General features: G+C 57.6%; 12 protein-coding genes. 6 read left to right on the forward strand and 6 right to left on the reverse strand.

Annotated features, from left to right (window positions below; genetic code table 11):
- Positions 1–4 precede the first annotated feature (4 nt).
- Positions 5–868: a ThuA domain-containing protein gene (locus tag ACPOL_RS10985; protein ID WP_236657397.1), complete on the reverse strand. Its 864-nt coding sequence runs from the start codon at positions 866–868 to the stop codon at positions 5–7.
- A 307-nt stretch (positions 869–1,175) separates the two neighbouring features.
- Here ACPOL_RS10985 and ACPOL_RS10990 point away from each other — a divergent pair, with 307 nt between their 5' ends.
- The 3 genes from ACPOL_RS10990 to ACPOL_RS11010 all read left to right on the forward strand — a co-directional run bounded on the left by ACPOL_RS10990 (position 1,176) and on the right by ACPOL_RS11010 (position 8,979).
- Complete coding sequence (locus ACPOL_RS10990; RefSeq protein ID WP_114207107.1) at positions 1,176–4,631, forward strand: TonB-dependent receptor; 3,456 nt, start codon at positions 1,176–1,178, stop codon at positions 4,629–4,631.
- A 25-nt stretch (positions 4,632–4,656) separates the two neighbouring features.
- The gene (locus tag ACPOL_RS33115) at positions 4,657–5,937 is read left to right on the forward strand and encodes a tetratricopeptide repeat protein (RefSeq protein ID WP_236657398.1); all 1,281 of its coding nucleotides are present in this window, start codon (positions 4,657–4,659) and stop codon (positions 5,935–5,937) included.
- Positions 5,938–6,009: 72 nt separating this feature from the next.
- Positions 6,010–8,979 carry a glycosyl hydrolase family 28-related protein gene (locus ACPOL_RS11010; RefSeq protein WP_114207110.1) on the forward strand — a complete coding sequence of 990 codons (2,970 nt, stop codon included), beginning with the start codon at positions 6,010–6,012 and terminating at the stop codon, positions 8,977–8,979.
- Positions 8,980–9,012: 33 nt separating this feature from the next.
- Here ACPOL_RS11010 and ACPOL_RS11015 read toward each other — a convergent pair whose 3' ends face one another.
- The gene (locus ACPOL_RS11015; protein ID WP_236657399.1) at positions 9,013–9,777 is read right to left on the reverse strand and encodes a ThuA domain-containing protein; all 765 of its coding nucleotides are present in this window, start codon (positions 9,775–9,777) and stop codon (positions 9,013–9,015) included.
- Positions 9,778–9,909: 132 nt separating this feature from the next.
- On the opposite strand from ACPOL_RS11015, the gene ACPOL_RS11020 reads away from it, so the two are divergent.
- From ACPOL_RS11020 to acnA, 3 genes are all read left to right on the forward strand, one after another.
- Positions 9,910–11,016, forward strand: coding sequence for a YncE family protein (locus tag ACPOL_RS11020; protein WP_161557296.1), 1,107 nt, complete (start codon positions 9,910–9,912; stop codon positions 11,014–11,016).
- 79 nt (positions 11,017–11,095) lie between these two features.
- A complete protein-coding gene (locus tag ACPOL_RS11025; protein ID WP_114207112.1) occupies positions 11,096–13,102 on the forward strand; it encodes a copper amine oxidase in 2,007 nt (668 codons plus the stop codon).
- A 485-nt stretch (positions 13,103–13,587) separates the two neighbouring features.
- Positions 13,588–16,383, forward strand: a complete 2,796-nt coding sequence (acnA, locus tag ACPOL_RS11035; RefSeq protein WP_114207114.1) for an aconitate hydratase AcnA — start codon at positions 13,588–13,590, stop codon at positions 16,381–16,383.
- 388 nt (positions 16,384–16,771) lie between these two features.
- On the opposite strand, the gene ACPOL_RS11040 is transcribed toward acnA, so the two are convergent.
- From ACPOL_RS11040 to ACPOL_RS34030, 4 genes are all read right to left on the reverse strand, one after another.
- Complete coding sequence (locus tag ACPOL_RS11040; RefSeq protein ID WP_114207115.1) at positions 16,772–16,990, reverse strand: hypothetical protein; 219 nt, start codon at positions 16,988–16,990, stop codon at positions 16,772–16,774.
- Positions 16,991–17,139: 149 nt separating this feature from the next.
- The gene (add, locus tag ACPOL_RS11045) at positions 17,140–18,195 is read right to left on the reverse strand and encodes an adenosine deaminase (protein ID WP_114210765.1); all 1,056 of its coding nucleotides are present in this window, start codon (positions 18,193–18,195) and stop codon (positions 17,140–17,142) included.
- A gap of 8 nt (positions 18,196–18,203) precedes the next feature.
- Positions 18,204–19,718, reverse strand: a complete 1,515-nt coding sequence (locus ACPOL_RS11050; protein WP_236657400.1) for an amino acid permease — start codon at positions 19,716–19,718, stop codon at positions 18,204–18,206.
- 223 nt (positions 19,719–19,941) lie between these two features.
- On the reverse strand, positions 19,942–20,097 hold the full coding sequence (locus ACPOL_RS34030) for a hypothetical protein (protein ID WP_201759162.1): 156 nt from the start codon (positions 20,095–20,097) through the stop codon (positions 19,942–19,944).
- Positions 20,098–20,180 lie beyond the last annotated feature (83 nt).

Raw genomic sequence — 20,180 nt, forward strand, 5'->3', positions numbered from 1 at the left:
CAGGTTATTGCTGCGCGGCCCAGTAGATGGAGTTGGTGAAGATTCTGGTGAAGGCCGGATTCTGGAAGAGCTCGGGATGATGGCCCATGAAGATATAGATGTTACGGGCCTTGTAATTCGGGTTCGTCCAGATGACGGGGTGGTCGCCCATCTTTGTCTTGGTGTCTGGCTTGTAAGTGCTTTCATCGACACTGGCGAGCACGTGAACGTTGGGCCGCGGGGATTTGTCCCAGGTGTACCACTCTTCCTGCTGGATGAGGAATGGGCTGGCAACACCTTTCATTGTTGGGTGGGCGGGATCCTCGATGGTGACGACGCCATCCGCGAAGGTGGGAATATAGGCGGTGAATCGAATGCCGCCCATGAATTTAGAGAACCAGGGCCACATCTGGAAGCCATCGAATTCGCCGAGCAAAGTGGCATGATGGAAGCCGATCCACCCGCCTTTGCCTTGCTCGATGTATTTAATGAAGGCCGCCTGCGCGGTTGGCGTCCAATTGTACGGAGCGTAGTTCAGCTGAATGAATAACTGATATCTGGCGAGAAATGCGTCGTTGACTGGTGCGGTGTCCTCAATGTAGTCAACGGCGAAGTTATCCTTTGCTGCTAATTCATTAAGCCAGATCTTTCCTGCGTCGACGAATGGTTGATGGATGCCGCCTTTTTCCGCGAGCACGATGACCCGGAATTTTGGGGATGTCTCCGCAGAGAAAGCGGATTGCGCCGCTGCTGCACAGAGGAAGAGCAGAGCAAGCAGTGTGGATATTGACGGTCGCTTCAAGGCGCCTCCATTTTCTTCACAGACTTTGTGCTGCATTGGGTCGATTCCCTGCGCCGAAGAAGTAGCGATATACGCTGGGCGCGCCATGTTGCCATAGCTTCCCGCGATCCATCTTCAGGGCGAGGTTAACATCGGGTGCCGAGGTTACAAAAAAACCTTGCCAACCGGTTGTGAGTGAGAGTATATCCTAACTAATCATTACGAAGTATGTCGGCTCTATCAGCACTTCATTGGAGCCTCTCGGCGCGTGGAACCTTTAGCAAGCAGAGAGGGACGGACGCAGGAAGTTTTGAAAGCGCCGTCACAACAGGAAATTCCAGCCTGGTAGCCCCGCACCGCTGCACAGCAGGGGCCTGAGAGCAAGTACGAACGCATCACCGGGAGGACGAAGAACATGAACCTTATTCAAAGCGGGCTTACTTCTAAAAAGACGAAGTGGTGGTGCGGCTGTTTGATCGCGGTTTGTCTATCGCTATGTACGGGAACGGTTGCGCGAGCTCAGAGTTCCGCGAGTGGCGCGATCCGCGGCTCGGTGACCGATCCGACGGGTGCGGTGATCCCGGAAGCATCGGTATCGGTGGTTAATGTAGATACGGGGGAAGAGAAGCTCTTCACCACGAACAAGGACGGGCTCTACGACACGGTCTCGACGCCGCACGGTCAGTACCGGGTTACGATCACGGCGCCCGGCTTTGAGGCCCTGGTGCTGGGCCCGATTACGCTTGATATCGGCACGATCACATTGAACGGCCACATGAGTATGGGGAGCCAATTTCAGCGAGTTGTCGTAACCACCGATACCGCGGCGCTGTTGCACACCGAGAGCGGGGAGCAGTCGACTACGTTCGATGAAAAGACGATGCTGCAGCTGCCGCAAGTGGGGCAAGATTGGGCAAACTTTACTATCCTCCTGCCAGGAAGCGCGGGCGCTTCATCGGCGAATGGAGTTACAACTCCGGGAGCAGCAGTTTCGCTGAACGGAAGTATGCCTTACAGCGGCAACTTCCTTTCGGATGGCGGTTCGGTGACGAACCCGCATAGCGCCGATGTAGAGACTGATACCTTCGACACGGTCGCAGAAGTCGACATCGAGGACTCGAATTTTTCCGCTCAGTACGGGATCGGCGGGGTTGTTTTCAACCAGATTACCAAGGGCGGCACGAACCAGTTTCACGGCTCGGCCTACGAACATTTTCAGAATGATGCTTTGAATGCGCGCAGCTACTTCAATGCGCCCGATCAGCGGATACCGCCGCTGAAGTTCAACCAGTTTGGCGGATCGATCGGCGGCCCCTTCTGGCGTAACAAGATGTTCTTCTTTTTCAACTACGACAAGAGCATCGATAACCAGTCCTATACTAACTTCGCCTCCATGCCGACCGACGCCCTGAAGGGCGTGAATACGGCAAACGGACAATTTGACCTGACGCAGCTGATGCCGCTGGATGGTAATGGAAACAAGCTGCCGGTCACCGACAGCAACGGGAACAACATCATCAACCCCTGCAACGGCAATGTCGTTTATCAAGGCGAGATTTTCGATCCGGCGACCCAGACGACGGTGAATGGGCAGACATGCCGTTTGCCTTTCGCGACTGACAACGTCATTCCCGCAGGCCGCGTCGACCCGGTCGCGCAAAACATGCTGAAATACTTCCCTCAGCCCAATCAAAATACCACCCAGGGAATCAACGGTGATTACTACTATGTGGTGCCGACTCCGTACCCCTCGACGCGGATTTTTGGACGGATCGATTATGACTTCAACAGCAAGAACCGGTTGACGTCGTCGATTGCGGTGCGGGACGCAAATTCCCCGGTGTATTCGGAGTGGGTATGCCCGGTGGCCTGCTATCACGATGACACTTCGGATTATTCGAGTCAGACCTCCGACGTATGGTCCTTCAGCTCGAACCTGGTCAACGAATTTCGCTTCAGCTTCAATCGCCAGGGGAGTTATTTGACGCCGTTTTCGAAGGGGCTCGGCATACCAGCGGCGATCGGACTGCAGTATGCGAAAGCCGATGTTTTCCCCAACCTTACGATCAACGGGAACGTTTGCTGCGATTCGCCTTACTCGGGCACGAACACGGACTATGTGCAGAACGTGTATCAGCCATCGGATGTTGTGACGTTGATCCGAGGCAAGCACGTTTTGCATTTCGGCGGCGAGCTGATCATGCTGGAGGATAACTCAACCAACTGGGGCAATGTGGATGCGGGAGACTTCACTTTTTCCGGGCAATACACGCAGGCGAGCCAGGCGGCTACGGGAAGTGGCGCGGGTTGGGCCGACTTTCTATTAGGCGATGTGCAGAGTTGGGGCGCCACCAATTCGCCGCTGTTCGGCGGCCGGCAGAAGAGCCCGCAGGTTTTCGTTCAAGACGACATCAAGCTGCGGCCCAATCTAACGGTGAACGTTGGCTTGCGGTATCAGATTCAAGAAGGCTGGCGAGAGGTGAAGAACCGGATGGGAGACTTCGATCCGACGATCTTCAATACGGTCTCCGGCAACTACGGGGCGATGTGGTTCTCGCCGGCGGCCAACCGCACCCAGGCACAGGCGAATGTCTACTCGGGTGTGCTGCCGCGGCTGGGGTTCGCATATTCGATCAAGCCGACGATGGTGATTCGCGGCGGATGGGGAATGTACACCACGCCTTGGAGCGTCGACCAGTACGGGAACGCAAAGGGGGTCGGATACGGGCAATCAGGAAGCGCGCAGGACCAGACCAACGGCATTACGCCACTCACGACGCTGTCGGGGCCGGGAAATTTTTATGGCACCGTGACTCCGCTGCCCTACCTCAATGCGTCGACCTCTGCGACGGCGTACAACGGTCAGAACGCGCCGAACTATGACCCGTATCATACCCCGTTGACTTATTTGTATTCATGGTCGCTGGGAGTGCAGCGGGAGTTCGCTCACGGGATTGTGTCGGAGCTTGCCTATGTCGGAAAGCACGGCGCCAACATGCAGTTCAAAGGCGATATCAATCAGGTGCCGGTACAGAATCTGTCGCCGAACGACAATCCGACTGGCCGGCCTTATCCGCAATATCAGCAGATTGGCGGAAGTACTTTCAACGCTATCTCCAATTACAACTCGCTGCAGGCACAGATCAAGAAGCGGCTGGAGGGCGGCATCTCGTTCAGCGCTGCCTATACGTGGTCGAAATTCCTGGATGACATGGACGTGTCACCATTCAATGGCCAGGGCGGCACGATTAACTTCCAGAATTTCCATGATCCAGGAAGCAATTATGCTCCCTCCAACTTCGATATTCGGGAGTCTTTGAAGAGCAGCATTGTGTATCAGCTGCCGTTCGGCATCGGGCAGAGGTGGTTGAACCAGAATCACCTGCTGGATGAGGGGATAGGCGGATGGCAGGTTTCGGCCATCGTGATCAACCAGAGCGGGAACCCGTTCACGGTGGTCTATAACGGCCCGAACAACTCCTACTCCCAGGCGGGCGCCTGGTATCCGAACGTGCTGCGGCCTGCCCAGTACATCAACAAGAGCATTAACGAGTGGTACGATCCGACGGCGTTTGTCACCGCGGCGAATGCGACTTTCGGCAACTCGAGGAGAAACTCTCTGCGCGCGCCGGGGATCGATACGACGAACTTCTCGATGGGCAAGACCTTCCATTTCACCGAGGGGGTCGGACTTCAGTTACGCGCGGATGCGACGAACATCTTCAACCATCCTGATTTCGATGCTCCGGATGGGAACTTCAACGACCCTGTCAATTTATCGACACCCGGCAGACCGCAGGGCGCGGGAACCATCAGCTCAACCACGGTTCTCGGCCGCACGATGCAGATCAGCGCACGGGTCTCCTTCTAGGTTGTCATTGTTGGAGGGCGATGGCTTGCCGCGTCGCCCTTCGTCACCATTTACGGGACTGGCTGACTCAACGCCTGCCTTGCGTCAATCGCGATACGATTCCGAAATGATCCGTTTGGGTATTCGTGGTTCTCTTTTGCTGATGCTGGTGGGTATCTCCGCCTATGGGGTATGCCAGTCGAGCTCAGCGACCGAGCAGGTAGAGGCGCATATTCGTGAGGCACATCGATTGCTGAGCGAGAACCGGCCCGCGGAGGCAGTTCCAGAATTTGAGGCGGTGGTTGCGCTTGACCCTGCCAACGTAGACGCTCGCGGCAACCTGGGAGTGCTGCTCTTTTTCGAGAAGAACTATGCAGCCGCGATCCCTCAGCTTCGCGAGGCGCTGCGGTTGAAGCCGGACCTATGGAAGATCCAGGCGCTGCTCGGCATGGCGGAGCATCGATCCGGTGATAATGCAGCCGCGCGCAGCGACCTTGAGAAGTCTTTGCCGGAGCTTCAGGAGAAGAAGATTCGAATTGAGGCAGGGCTGGAGCTGGTTGAGCTTGACTCGGCGAGTGACGATCTGGAGAAGGCGGCTGCGGTGGTAAGTACGCTGCTGGCGCTCGACCCGGAGAATCCACAATTGCTTTATACCGCGTACCAAATCCATTCCGACCTGGCACGGCAGGCGATTCTCAGCTTATCGCTGGTGGCGCCGAAGTCGGCGCTTATGTACCAGGCGGCGGCCCACGAAGCCGCCAGACGCGGCGACACCGCCAGCGCGATTGTGCATTATCGAGAGGCTTTGAAGATCGATCCCAAGTTGCCGGGGCTTCATTTCGAGCTGGCGGAGATGTTAAGCAGTCTGCCAGCTACGGCCGCATCGAGCGTGGAAGCCAAGTCGGAATATGAAGCGGCGCTAGCGCAGAATTCATTCGACGAAAGGGCGGAGCTAAGACTGGCGGAGATCGCAATGCAGGCGAATGACCAGACGAAGGCCTATGCCTTTGGTGCACGGGCGCTGCAGTTGCAGCCGGACGACGCGGAGGCGAACTACGAAGTGGCGAAAATGCTGCTGGCGATGGACCAGCCTGCAAAGGCAGAACCACTGCTGGAGCATGCCGTGCGGCTGGATCCGACGAATGCCGTCATTCACTTTCGCTTGAGCACGGTCTATCACCGGCTGGGAAGAAACGTGGATGCGGAGCGCGAGGTCCAGGAATATCACAAATACAAGGACTTGAAAGAGCATCTACGGGTCACCTGGAAGGAACTGCAGTTGAACCCCGAGAAGCAGGGTGTGTTCGAAAGCAAGATAGAGAAATAGATGCGGGTGCTTCGCGATGGTCTTACCTACCGAAGTTAGCGCGACCATATTTTTTCAAATTACCGAGGCGGAATGATCTCTCGTTTTCTGGTTGTTTGTTTGGCGGGGTGTTCGGTTCCATCTGCTCTCGCGGCGTCGTACTACCCGGAGCGCCTGGACGATGCGAAGGCCACTTACTTAACGGCACCGACGTTTGCAGTGCATGCTGATGGAAGAGTCGATGATACGGCGGTGATTCAGCAGGCGATCGATCAAGAAGAGGCGCGCAACCACGAAGGCATCGTCTTCATTCCGTCTGGACGGTATCGTCTCAGCCATACAATCTATGTCTGGCCGGGTATTCGACTGATCGGATATGGGCCTACCAGGCCGGTTTTCACGGTCGCGCCAAGTACGCCGTTTTATCAGAACGGCCCGGCTTATATGGTTTTCTTTGCGGGCGACCGTCCCTCACGGCGAAGCAACATAAGCGGAGCGATTGCCAAGATTGCGGATGCGAATCCAGGGACGTTTTACTCGGCGTTAAGCAACGTTGATATCGAGATACAGGCGGGTAATCCTGGCGCGGTGGGAGTGCGAGGACGGTATGCGCAGCACTGCTATCTGGCCCACATGGACTTCCATATTGGATCCGGCCTGGCCGGTATTCATGACGGCGGCAATGTCGCGCAGGATGTGCACTTCTTCGGCGGGCAGTATGGAATATGGACGAAGAAGCCTTCGCCCGGCTGGCAGTTTTCGGTCATCGATGCGACCTTTGACGGCCAGCGTGTCGCCGCGATTCGCGAGCATGAAGCTGGTCTTACTTTGATTCGCCCGCAGTTCCGTCATGTTCCAAGCGCGGTCGAGATCGATCCGGGCTATGCCGATGAACTCTGGGTGAAAGATGCGAGGCTTGAAGATATCAGCGGGCCTGCATTCGTTATCAGCAACGAACATAATGCGCATACCGAAATCAATATGGAAGGGGTCGTCTGCCAGGATGTGCGCTCCTTTGCCTTGTTTCGTGTAAGCGGCAAGCGGATCGATGGGGCTGGCGCTTTGTATGACGTGAAGGTGTTCTCGCATGGTCTGCACTTTCGAGACGCCGGGGACCCGGGCACGATTCAGGACGTGTTTGACGCTTCTGCGTTAACCGGTTTGCCGGCTCCGGTTGCGTCTGACATTGTGGAGTTGCCGCCCATGAATACCTGGGTGAATGTCCGGAGTCTTGGTGCGCGCGGGGATGGAATTACGGATGATACCGAGGTCCTGAAAAAAGCTATCGCTGCACACAGGACGCTGTACTTTCCGTCAGGGCAATACCTGGTGACGGATACGATCCAGCTGAAGCCGGACACGGTCCTGGTTGGCCTGCATCCGAGCATCACGCGCATTCTGATCGCTGATTCGACGCCTGCCTTTCAGGGGGTCGGCGAGGCTAAACCGCTGATCGAAACGCCGCAGCAGGGGACGAATATCGTCACAGGGATTGGCTTGTATACCAATGGCATCAACCCGCGAGCGGTCGCGGCGAAGTGGATGGCAGGCAGCAGTTCGATGATGAATGACGTCAGATTTCTGGGCGGCCATGGTACATCGGACCTCACTCCGGTTCCGAACGAGAATCATCATGGGTGGAGCATCTACAACAACACTCACACTGCCGATTCGAACATCAAGCGGCGCTGGAATGCTCAGTATCCCAGCTTATGGGTCACGAATGGCGGGGGTGGCACGTTTGTGAATATATGGACGCCGAGCACCTTCGCCCAGGCGGGTTTGTATATCTCGAATACGTCAACGCCGGGAAGAGTGTATGAGCTGTCGAGCGAGCACCATGTTCGCAACGAAGTGATGGTGCGGCATGCGTCGAACTGGAATATTTACGCGCTGCAGACCGAAGAAGAGAGCGGCGAAGGGCCGTTCGCTCTGCCGATCGAGGTCCAAGACTCGAGTAATATTACGTTCGCGAACTATCATTCATACCGGGTAGTGAGCACCTATCAGCCGTTCCCGTATGCGGTGAAAGTGACGAACTCCCGCGATATCCACTTTCGCAACTTCCACTGCTATAGCGATAGCAAAGCGTCGTTCGATAATGGCATCTACGATGAGACCCATCATGTGGAGATCCGAGACCGGGAATTCTCCTGGTTAGACATCTCGGGGTTAGACATCTCGGGCGATGCGCCGGCTGCAGAGCCGGAGGGTAGCGCTTCGGCCATTGTCCAGCCGGGTGCGACGGTGCAGAAGCTCGCCGGTGGTTTCTTCAATGGTTCGGGCGGTGCGGTCGGGCCGTCCGGCGATCCGTATTTTGTCGACGCGCGATGGAACGCCATCTACCGGTGGAACGAGAGCTCGCACTTTCTGACAAAGGTCCGAGATAATCCGCTGGAGCCCGTCAACCTTGCCTTTGATAAGTCGGGCGACTTACTGGTGGTATCTTATGCAGGCAAGTCTACGGTGTACGCGATCAAGCCCGAATCCCGGGATGAGAGCATTTCAATTTTGACGCCGCAAGCGTCGGCGCCGAGGCCGGGAATGGCAGTCGTGCTTCCGGTCGATTACTGGCGAAGCGAGAATGATTTTTCGCAGGCTATCGTTGCACCGCGCCCCTGGCAGTTTATCTCGCCGGACGGAAGCGTCTTTATCCCGGTCAAGCAGGACTTTATCGACGACGATCTGTACTACGGAATCCGGATGCAGGATGTCGTCCGCGCCTTTGGCTTATCGCCTACTATGCCGGGGGCGCCATTTTATGTTTCAGACGAGTCAGAAGAAAAGACCTGGCGTGTCACGGTAGGCGCCGATGGAGCAATTTCCAACCCAGTGCTCTTCGCAGAACAGGGCGGAGAGGGCGGCGCGGTTGATGCGGACGGCAATGTTTACCTCGCCGCCGGCCAGGTGTTTGTCTATGATGCGGCGGGGAAGCGAGTCGGCGAGATCAAGGTGCCGGAGAGACCATTGCAGCTACTCTTCGGCGGGAGCGATGGCAAGACACTTTATATTCTGACGCACACGAGTTTGTACTCGGTGAGAACGATGGTGAAGGGGCGGTGACCCCGGGGCTAAGATTGGGCACGGTTTTGATCGCTATCCACGGCCACCAAGCCGCAGCAGGATGTTCTCGATGAAGGAGTTTTGCAGGGGTTCGGTGAAGATCTTATTGCCGTGGCCTATGTTGGTGTAGATCATCTTGTATTTGGTGTTTGTCCAGGTCACAGGAATATCGCCCCCGGTGAGGGTGTCTTTAAAACCCAGCGGATAGTTGGAGGGATCGAGCGTCATGAGCACCTTGATGTATGGGGTTTGCCGGGGATCGGGCTTCCAGCTGTACCACTCGTTGGCTGGAGAGAGGTAGTGTGACGGCAGTCCTTTAGTCACGGGCGATGCGGGATCATCGATGTCCAGAGTTGCGGGAAGCGGCGGCCAGCTGTTGCCGTAGAACACGGCGCCGAGGAAGTCGGCAAACCATGGCCAGGTCTCGCGGCGATCGATGTAACCGGAAATGTGAAAGCCTAGCCACGCTCCTCCATGCTCCATGTAAGCCTGGAAGGCCTCTCGCTGAGCGGGCTCTGATGGAAAGTCGTCCAGCCACACGACCACTTGATATTGCTTCAACACTTCCGGATTGAGATCGTTCCAATTCGACGTAGAGCGGAAGGTGAAGTGGTCACGTTCCGCCGCCTGCGCGTAAAACTTTAAAGCCTGCATGGCGAAGTCGACATGGTCCTGCTCGACGTTTGTGGAATAGAAGGCGAGGACCTGAAACGGCTTGTCCTGCGCGAAGGCGGTCATCGCCGCGGCGAAGAACACGGCAATGAGAATCTGGAAGCGGAGAGCGGGAGTCTTCGACAAGGTTTTTCCTGCTTATCGGTTTTTGTTTATCGTGTTTTGCTTATTAAGGATTGTGCTTAATAAGGATTTTGCTTGACCCTTGAGACTTTGTAATGTCTGCTAATATAGTCCATGCTGAAGCCAAGTCACAAGATGAACTTGAGTTCCCGTTCGGTACGAATAGCTTCGTTGCCGGCGCGCGCCGCCCTGTTGACTGCCATTCTAGGTTCCGCGGTCTGCGGACTCCATGGTGAGGAGAGTGGGCCGAGCGGTAGGCTGATCACGAGCGCCGGCGTCGCCATTCATGCTGCGACGCATAAGGTCTATGCGGTCGATGAAGATGACGGCGCAATCCTTGTCACGAACGAAGTTACCGGATCGAAGAAGACGATCAAGGTCGGTGATGGCCCAGTCGCCATCGCCATCAATCAAGTCTTAGACAAGATTTATGTCGTCAATACTGGCAGTGATTCGGTCAGCATCATTGATGGACAGCAGGACAAAGTGATTACGACCGTCAAGGCTGGATCTCATCCCTACACTCTTGCCCTCAACGAGGTGACTGGCCAGGTCTTTGTGACCTACACCTACGACAACATCGTAACAGTGATCGATGGGGCGACGAATGCTTCGCGATCCATCAAGACGGGGAGCGCGGACGGGATCGCGGTCGATACGCGCAGCGACACGCTCTACCTTACGACGTATGAAGCTCCCGAGATCCGGATTGTCAATGCGGAGACCGGCGTCCTGAGTAAAGTGACAGTGGGCGGCCACATCTGGGGCACGACTCTCGACCAGGCTTCCGACACGCTGTACCTGGCGCATACCGGAACCGCGGACATCGTGGCGCTGAATGTGAAGACGCATGAGCTGCGGACGATCGCGGTCGGAAATATTCCCTGTGCGGTTGCTGTCAATCCTTCTACGCATATGATCTATGCGGTGAATTACGGCGATGAGACGGTCAGCGCCATCGATGCATCGACGGCGAAAGTGGTCGCAACGCTGAAGGCAGGTCGGCATCCGCAGGCGATTGCGGTAGACACGGCCCAGAACCGGGTCTATATCGCGAACGTGCATAGCGGCAGCGTCACTGTGATCGACGGCGCTCGGAACAGCGTGACCGGCGAGTTCCGGACAGGCGATCACCCCTATGCGATTGCCGTCGATCGAACTCTCGGCAATGTGTATACCGCTGATTACGGTTCGTCCGCATCGACCAAGGTTGACGTGCCACTGGCCGCGGTTCCGCAGTAGCGACTTCGCTTTCACGGGCCGCGACGCGTGTGACTTGATCGCTTCATAGTCGAAGTTCTCGACGAGAAAGGTTTTCCTCATGGGCACTCTTAAGTCTCTTCTGGCCAACTCCACTTCAGTCAAGTCTGGCCTGTTCAAGTCTTCTCTGGCGATGGGGATAGTTGCTTGCATTTCGTTGAACGCGCCTGGGCAACAGGCATATCCTCATCACCCGCTGGATGGCTTGTCGACGGCGGAATATTGGACTGTTCATGATGTTCTTGCGCAGAGTGGCCACCTTACCGAGAGTACGTTTGTGGGCAGCCTGCTGCTCCACGAACCGGTGAAGGACGTTGTCTTCGCCTGGCACCCGGGGGACGCGATCCCGCGCGAGGCGGATGTAGTGCTGACCAGTGAAGGCAAGACGTTCGAAGCTCGTGTGGATATCAACAGTAGAAAACTCGAGTTCTATAAAGAGATACCGGGCGTGCAGGCACCTATCTCGGAAGCCGAACTTAATGCGATTAGTGAAATAGCAATCAAGGATCCGCGCGTGCTGGCGGCACTCAAGGTACGCGGCATCACCGACCTGAGCACGGTGGCATGTGAGCCGATCCCGCTGACGTTCCGCGTCTTTCCCGAAGAGGAAGGTCATCGCATCGGCTACGGCGACTGCACTGACCAGCATGGGGCCTATCATGCATGGGGCCGGATCATTGAAGGCCTGTACATTCTCGCGGACTTCGGACAGCAGAAGATTCTGAAGGTGATCGATACGGGCGCTCTGCCTATGCCTCGCGAAGATATTAATTTCGAAGAGGCCGACGCCCGGGCGCGGCCCGGCACGACTCCGTTGACGGTGTCACAGCCGCAGGGTCCGGCTTACACGATCAGCAATACGGGAGACATATCGTGGCAGAACTGGCATTTCCGGTTCCGGCTGGATCCGCGAATTGGGACGGTCATCAACCAAGTTTCCTATCAGGACGGGGATCGGCTTCGGCCGGTGATGTACGAAGGATCGCTTTCCGAGATGTACGTCCCTTATATGGAGAAGGATGCTGGATGGAGCTGGCGCTCCTTCCTGGATGCGGGCGAGTTTCTCTACGGGGGGCTGATCAAGCCTTTGGGCGCGGACGATTGCCCGGAGCGGGCGGAGTTCTTCACCGGCTATGCTCCGTCTTCGAAGGGACAACCGCTGCGCCGAGAAAATCTTGGATGTCTCTTCGAGCGAGTCACGGACAACCCCGCATGGCGTCATTTCGAGAACGGGAACAGCGGCCGGATGAGTCGCGAATTGGTCTTGCGCAGTGCCGCGGTACTTGGCAACTACGACTATCTTCTTGACTGGATTTTTCAGCAGGATGGGACGATCCGTGTCGCGGTTGGCGCTACCGGCGTGGTTGAGACCAAGGGTGTAAAGGAGACTCATGTTGAAGACAAGATGGGCGTTGGGCCGGCAGAGCCGAGCTACGGCACTCTGGTCGCGCCCAATCTGATGGCGGTGAATCACGATCACTACTTCTCCTTTCGACTGGATCTCGATGTAGACGGAGCGAAGAACAGCTTTATGGTCGATCGCATGGTCCCGCAGACCATCTCCACCAACAACCGGACGAGTATCTGGGCGGTCCAGCCTTCGATTGCAAAGACCGAAAAAGAGGGCATGATCAACCTGGACTACAAGCGTCCGGCGATGCTTACTTTTATCAATCCAAGTGTGCATGGCAAGCTGGGGTACGCGACGGGCTATGAGATCATGCCTGCGGCGACCGCGGTGCCGATCGTCTCTCCGGATGACGCGTCGCAGCGCGTTGGCGGCTTCTCGCTGCACCAGATGTGGGTCACACCATATGAGCCGGAAGAGCGTTACGCGGCGGGCACCTATGTGAGCAGTAGTCCGGGCATGCAGGGTCTGCCGGAGTGGACGAAGGCGAATCGCAACATCGAAGATACCGATATTGTGGCCTGGTATACGCTAGGTTTCCATCACATCGTGCGCCTGGAAGACTGGCCTGTCATGCCGACTTTGTGGCACGACTTTTTGATCCGTCCGTCCAACTTTTTCGATCAGAATCCGGTGCTGACTCTACCTCACCAGCCGTGATTTTATGCCGGTTGAAGGACGACGCGTTGGTATCGGGTGAAGGCTGACCCCGCAAACCTGTAGGTCTTCAACAGACGTCTCGTGCGCTTTCACAAGGTAGTGACGACCTGGTAGAAATCGGTGTTGCGTCCAGGAACCTCCGTGTGGAGTTGTATCGAGGCGCCCGCGTCGCCGCGGGGATGGCGGGATGGGGTTACAATTTGGGTAGATTCCTATGAGATCCCGGGATCGCCAATCCGCACGCACTGCCATACCAGGACGCTTGAAGGTTGTTTCTCTCAGGCGCTTTCGCCGCGGCCGTCCCGATCGTGGACGAATTCTCTCGAACTAACTTAAGCTTTAACGTTGCCGAGGATCGACAGCTCTGCGCTCCGAAGGAGAGTGGCGGAGCCGGGACCGTGCGTGGAAAATCCTCGAGCGAAATCGGCCACAACCGAACTGCGAAGCCACTCCGGGAATGAGGGCCTCGCCAAGGAAGGACTAAGATGAATAGCTTTGATAGTCAATCGGAATTGAAGTCCGGCAGTCGCACTTATGAGATCTTCCGTCTGCAGGCACTTGCGGCAAAAGGGGTGAAGCTCAATCGGCTTCCTTATAGCCTTCGCATTTTGCTTGAGAACCTGCTTCGTCATGAGGATGGTAAATCGGTCACCGCCGAGGACATTCAGTTTCTGGCGAATTGGGACCCTAAAGCTACGCCATCGCGGGAGATTGCCTATATGCCAGCCCGGGTGCTGATGCAGGACTTTACCGGGGTGCCGGCGATCGTGGATCTGGCGGCGATGCGGGATGCGATGAAGCAGCTGGGCGGCGACCCGGAGAAGATCAACCCGCTGCAGCCGGCGGAGCTGGTCATCGACCATTCGGTGCAGGTGGATGAGTATGGCACGAAGGGCTCCTATGACATCAACGCGGCGCTTGAATTCCAGCGCAACCGGGAGCGCTATGCGTTCCTGAAGTGGGGGCAGTCGGCATTCCGGAATTTCTCCGCGGTGCCTCCGGGCATGGGCATCTGCCACCAGGTGAATCTCGAGTATCTGGCGCGAGTTGTGTTCACGACGGAGATTGGCGGCAAGCAGCGGGCGTATCCAGATACGCTGGTCGGAACGGATTCGCACACGACGATGATTAATGGCCTGGGCGTTCTCGGCTGGGGCGTGGGCGGAATCGAAGCCGAGGCGGCGATGCTCGGGCAGCCGGTATCGATGCTGCTGCCACAAGTCGTCGGGTTCAAGCTGAGCGGAAAGCTCAAAGAAGGCGCGACCGCGACCGACCTGGTGCTGACCGTGACCGAGATGCTGCGCAAGCTGGGTGTCGTCGGCAAGTTTGTGGAGTTTTATGGCGCGGGAATCAGCGAGCTTTCGCTGGCCGACCGGGCGACAATCGGCAACATGGCGCCGGAATATGGGGCGACCTGCGGGATCTTTCCAGTGGACGCGGAGACGCTGCGCTACCTTCGGCTGACAGGGCGGCCCGAAGAACAGATTCAACTGGTTGAGACCTATTACAAGGAGCAGGGGCTCTTTCATGCTCCGGAGGCGGAAGAAGCGGAATACTCGCAGACGATCGCACTGGATTTATCGACGGTGCAGCCGAGCGTGGCGGGGCCGAGACGCCCGCAGGACCGCGTGTTGTTGAAGGATGCGGGCGCTAGCTTCAAGCAGCAGCTTCCTTCACTGCTGGGTCCGACGGCCAATAAGAATGGCGAGCGGCAGGTAACTCGCTGGGAGAGTGAAGGCGGGCACCGGTCGCTGAATGGCAATCTGGAGAGCCCGGAAGGCGAGCCCGAAAAGGGGCCGATCACGACCGTGAAGGAGCGTTTCCATGTCGATGTCGACCAGTATCTCGATCATGGTTCGATCGTGATTGCGGCGATTACCAGCTGCACCAACACCTCCAACCCTTCGGTGATGGTGGCGGCTGGAATCCTGGCGAAGAAGGCTGTCGAGAAAGGTCTTTCGGTGCCGCCGTGGGTGAAGACTTCGCTGGCGCCCGGGTCGCGGGTGGTCACGGACTATTACCAGAACGCGGGATTGCTGCCGTACCTGGATAAACTGCGCTTCAATGTGGTTGGGTACGGATGCACGACCTGCATCGGCAACTCTGGACCGCTGCCGACCGACGTCACCAAGGCGATCGACGATCACGGGCTCGTCGCGGTTTCGGTGCTGAGCGGCAATCGCAACTTTGAGGGCCGGATCAGCTCGGACGTTCGCGCCAACTACCTGATGTCGCCACCTTTAGTGGTGGCTTATGCGCTGGCGGGACGGATCGATCACGACTTCGAGCACGATGCGCTGGGAACGGGCAAGGATGGAGATTCGGTTTACCTCAAGGACATTTGGCCGACGCAGCAGGAAGTCTCGGACGTGATCGCCAGCGTGATGAAGCCGGAGCTGTATACCAAGGAATACTCGACGGTGACGGACGGCGACTCGAACTGGCAGGCGTTGAAGTTCCCGCACAGCGAAGTTTACGAATGGGAGCCGGACTCGACTTACATTCGCAAGGCGCCCTACTTCGATGGAATGAGTGCGGCGGCGGAAGCGGTAGAGGACATTCACGGCGCGCGGGTGCTGGCGGTACTTGGCGATAGCGTGACGACCGACCATATCTCTCCGGCGGGCTCGATCAAGCTCAATGGGCCAGCGGGAAAATACCTTACGGAACATGGGGTGAAGCCGGCCGATTTCAACTCTTACGGCTCGCGGCGGGGCAACCATGAAGTGATGGTGAGGGGTACCTTCGCCAACGTGCGGCTGAAGAACAAGCTTGCTCCGGGAACGGAAGGCGGCGTGACCCGGCTGCTGCCCGAAGGCGAAGGGATGAGCATTTTCGATGCGAGCGTCAAGTACGCGGAGCGGGGAGTGCCGCTGGTGATCCTGGCGGGCAAGGAATATGGATCGGGATCGTCGCGGGACTGGGCGGCGAAGGGGCCGAAGCTGCTGGGAGTGCGGGCGGTGATCGCCGAAAGCTACGAGCGCATTCACCGGTCGAACCTGGTGGGGATGGGCATCCTACCGCTGCAGTTCGGTGAAGGGGAATCGGCCGCGAGCCTGGCTCTGGCGGGAGAAGAGGTCTACGAATTCAGCGGACTTCGCGACCTGCTGGATGCGAAGTTTGCGAATGGGCGGGTGCTGACGGTCGAAGCGACGGCTCCGGATGGCAGCAAGAAGTCTTTCCAGACCACGGTGCGCATTGATACTCCGCAGGAGATCCTCTACTACGAAAATGGGGGAATTCTGCAGTATGTTCTGCGGCAGTTGGCGGGGAAGAACTAGAGACGTCGCCATATTTCCAAGAGGGTTTCGGCTTGAGGTTGCCGAAACCCCTCTTGGGGAATAAAGCCGAACCGCGTGGAAGAGGCTGAAAACGCAGATCCTTCGCTACGCTCAGGATGACAAGAATCGCTCAGGACGCCAAGATTCGCTCAGGATGACAAGGGTGGTTCAGAACCACGAGAATCGCCCAGGACGACAAGATTCGCTCAGAACGCCAAGAGTGGCTCCGGATCACAAGAATCCCCCAATATGACAAGCATCGCTAAGGACGCCAAGAGGGGCTCAGAGCGACAAGAGTGGCTCAGGATGAAGAATCACTCAGGATGACAAGCATCGCTCAGGACGAAGATCGCCCAGGATGACAAGAAACATGTTCGGAGCCGGATGCTTAGATTCCCATGCCGAATTCTCCTACTAAAGCTTCATCGCCGGCGTGGGAGAAGCGATCATAGGGCGTACGGCGCTTGAATTTATAGCGGGAGCGGAGCTCGCGGCCTAGGTATATGCCGAGTGCGGCTGCGCCTACGGCTACCGAGGCTAGACCGATGGTTTTGAAGGGCAGAGAGTTCTCCCGTTTCACGAGGGAGAGGGAATCGGGGAGAGACATAGCTGCCTTCTTTCTCAGCCGGCATAGACGGCGAAGTCCTTGGCGCTTCATATGGTCATGATAACGCAGCTTCTCAATCGCCGGCTCTAGGGTAAGTCTGGCCTACACTCCAAAGTTTGGTGATGGGAACATTTCGGACGGATCCCGGATCAGGGCAGCGCGTCGAGCCGGTGCAAGTACTTGACCTTGTCTTCCGGAGGCAGAAAGCTGGCCTCAAAGGAGTTGGCGGCGAGCTCGCGGAGGTGCTCAAGGCTAAAGTCGAATTCGCGCTGAGCGAGGAGGTATTCGGCCTCGAGATCGCTCTCGAACATGGCGGGGTCGTCGGAGTTGAGGGTGATCATCAAGCCGGCGTCGAAATAGCTGCGCACGGGATGCATCATGGCGGGGACGCAACAGCCGGTGCGGAGATTGGAGGAGATGCAGATCTCGATCGGAATTTGACGCTCGGCGAGCACTTCCATGAGCTCAGGATCTTCGATGGCGGTGAGGCCGTGGCCGATCCGCTCGGCGCCAATATTGAGGGCCGCCCAGATGCTTCCCGGTCCGACGGTCTCCCCGGCATGGGCGGTCAGGCGCAGTCCGGCGTCGCGGGCTTCGGCATACAGGTCACGAAAGGGTTCGGCGCCGGTCCGCCGCTCATCGCCGCCGATGCCGATCCCGACTATCGACGGAAACTGAGGACGCATTGCGGCTGCTTTGCGAAAGACGGTGGCCGCTTCTTCGACGCCGAAGTGACGGACGGCGTCGAAGATCCAGAAGAGGCTGACGCCGAAGTCGCGTTCTCCGCGAACCCGGCCGGACTCCATGCCGCGAAAGATGCGGTCGAACGTCCCGGGATCGGCATCGATCTCCGCCTTGCGCCAGTAGTAGATGACGCCAACCGAGACGTAAACTTCGGCGTGAACGACACCCTGGGCGGCGAGCTGGGCCATCATTCGATAGGTGATGAGCTCGTAGTCTTCAGGGGTGCGCAGACGCGCGGTCACGGCTTTAAAGGCGAGCATGAAGCCGCTGAAATCGGTGTAATGGTAGAGGGCCTCGGCCTCGGCAAGACTCAGCGCGGATGCCTCCTGGCCAGCCGACGAGCGCCGGCTGAGCTCCACCAGCGTTTCGGGACTGACCGTGCCTTCGAGATGAAGATGGAGTTCGGCCTTAGGGAGGCGGCGCAGCCAGGCGCGAGAGACCTGAGTGGTTCCGCCGATCATGCTGGTATTCATCCGTTCACCCTGTTCCGGGCATTCTTGGAACCAAATTCGCTCCGGTGCCGGCTGTAACCAAAGTAAATCGCCAGTCCAATGACCAGCCAGATCACGAACCGCGACCAGGTAATGATTGGCAGACCGGCCATCAACAGTCCGCAGAATACGATGCTGAGAACGGGGATGATGGGGCCGCCGGGTACGCGGAAGCTGCGTTTGCGCTGGGGGTCGCGGATGCGGAGAATCAAGACCCCAATCGAAACCAGCACGAAGGCAAAGAGGGTGCCGATGTTCGACAGGTCGGCGAGTGTACCGATGTCGAAGAGGCCGCCGGGAATTCCGACCACGAAACCGGCGACCCAGGTGGCGATGGCGGGAGTGCGAAAATTCGAATGGACGCGGCTGAACACCCCGGGTAGCAGGCCGTCCCGCGACATCGCGAACCACACCCGCGACTGCCCCATCTGGAAGACCAGGATGGAGGAAATCATTCCTAACATGGCGCCGCAGAGGACCACCAGGCGGACCCAGTGCAGGCTATGTCCTCCGGGTGCAAGGGAAAGCTTCTTGAGTGCATTCACCACCGGAGCCGCGTCGTCGACCATCGAATGCCACGGCACCAGGCCGGTAAGCACAACAGCGACGGCGACGTAGAGCAGCGAACAGACGATCAGGGTTGCGATGATGCCAATCGGCAAGTCGCGCTGCGGACGGTTGCATTCCTCGGCGGCGGTCGATACGGAGTCAAAGCCGATGTAGGTGAAAAAGATGATGCTGCCGCCGGTGAGGACGCCCGACCAACCGTTCGGATAATAAGGGTGGTAGTAGGCAGGCTTGATGAAATGGGCCCCTGCAATCACGAAAGCCAGGATGGCCACGATCTTCAACATCACCATTGTGTTGTTGGCCTTCGCCGATTCGCGAATGCCCCGAACCAGAACCACGGTGATCAGCATGACGATCAGGAAAGCAGGGATATTGAAGCCGAAATGCCATCCCGGGTTGTAGATGACGTTGCCTTGCAGGTCCTGCAGGCCGGTCGGCAAGTAGGCAGGGGAGATCCAGGTAGCGGGAGGGTGGAGGCCAAACCAGTCAAGCAGATCGACCATGTGGGCGGCAAATCCGACACTCACCGTCATGTTGCTTCCGGCGTATTCGAGAATCAGGTCCCATCCGATGATCCAGGCGACGAGCTCACCCAAGGTTGCGTAGGTGTAGGTGTACGCGCTGCCGGCGATCGGGATCATGGAAGCCAGTTCGGCATAGCAAAGTCCAGTCAACGCGCAAACCAGCGCGACGAGCACGATCGAGACGGCGATTGCCGGTCCAGCGCCTGGCCGGCCGATCAAGGCCTGGTGATGAATAAGGAAGTCGAGCAGCGGGGTGTTGAGAATGGAGGAGGTATCGAACTTCTCCCCGGCAATGGCGGTCCCAATGACCGTGAAAATTCCAGAGCCAATGACCGCGCCGACGCCCAGTGCGGTCAGCGATACTGGGCCCAGCGTCTTTTTGAGCGCGTGTTCCGGCAACTCCGAATCGCTGATCAGCTTGTCGATCGACTTGGTCGCGAAGAGTTGTTTCGCCAGGTGTGTGGCTCCTGCTATCGAATTGTAAGGCGCTGCCTAAAAGGGCGCTGGTGCTCTAGATCAGAAGTACGGGCGGTGTCATGTGCCGGAAGGTAGCTTGTAGGCTTTTTCCTATTGAAAAAGCCTACTGCGGAGGTCCTTCGCACTCTAGTAGCCGTACTCTGCTCTAACGCTTGCTGGTACCACGGCTGGCTTTCTTCAGCTTCTGCTTGTTCTCGCCACGGGGGCCGGTTCGCGGGGCCTTGGGGGCTGCTTTTTTGCGGGCGGTGCGCTTCAACTGCTTTCGTTCGGCCTTGTCTTCAATCTTGGTCGTGTTTGCCATGTGTCCTCGGTTGCGGGTGAGTCGCCGCATCTTTTCTGGTGCGAAGTTTTATTAAGACTAAACTACCGAGCCAGTAAATTCGT

This window comes from Acidisarcina polymorpha (assembly GCF_003330725.1).
GTDB lineage: Bacteria > Acidobacteriota > Terriglobia > Terriglobales > Acidobacteriaceae > Acidisarcina > Acidisarcina polymorpha.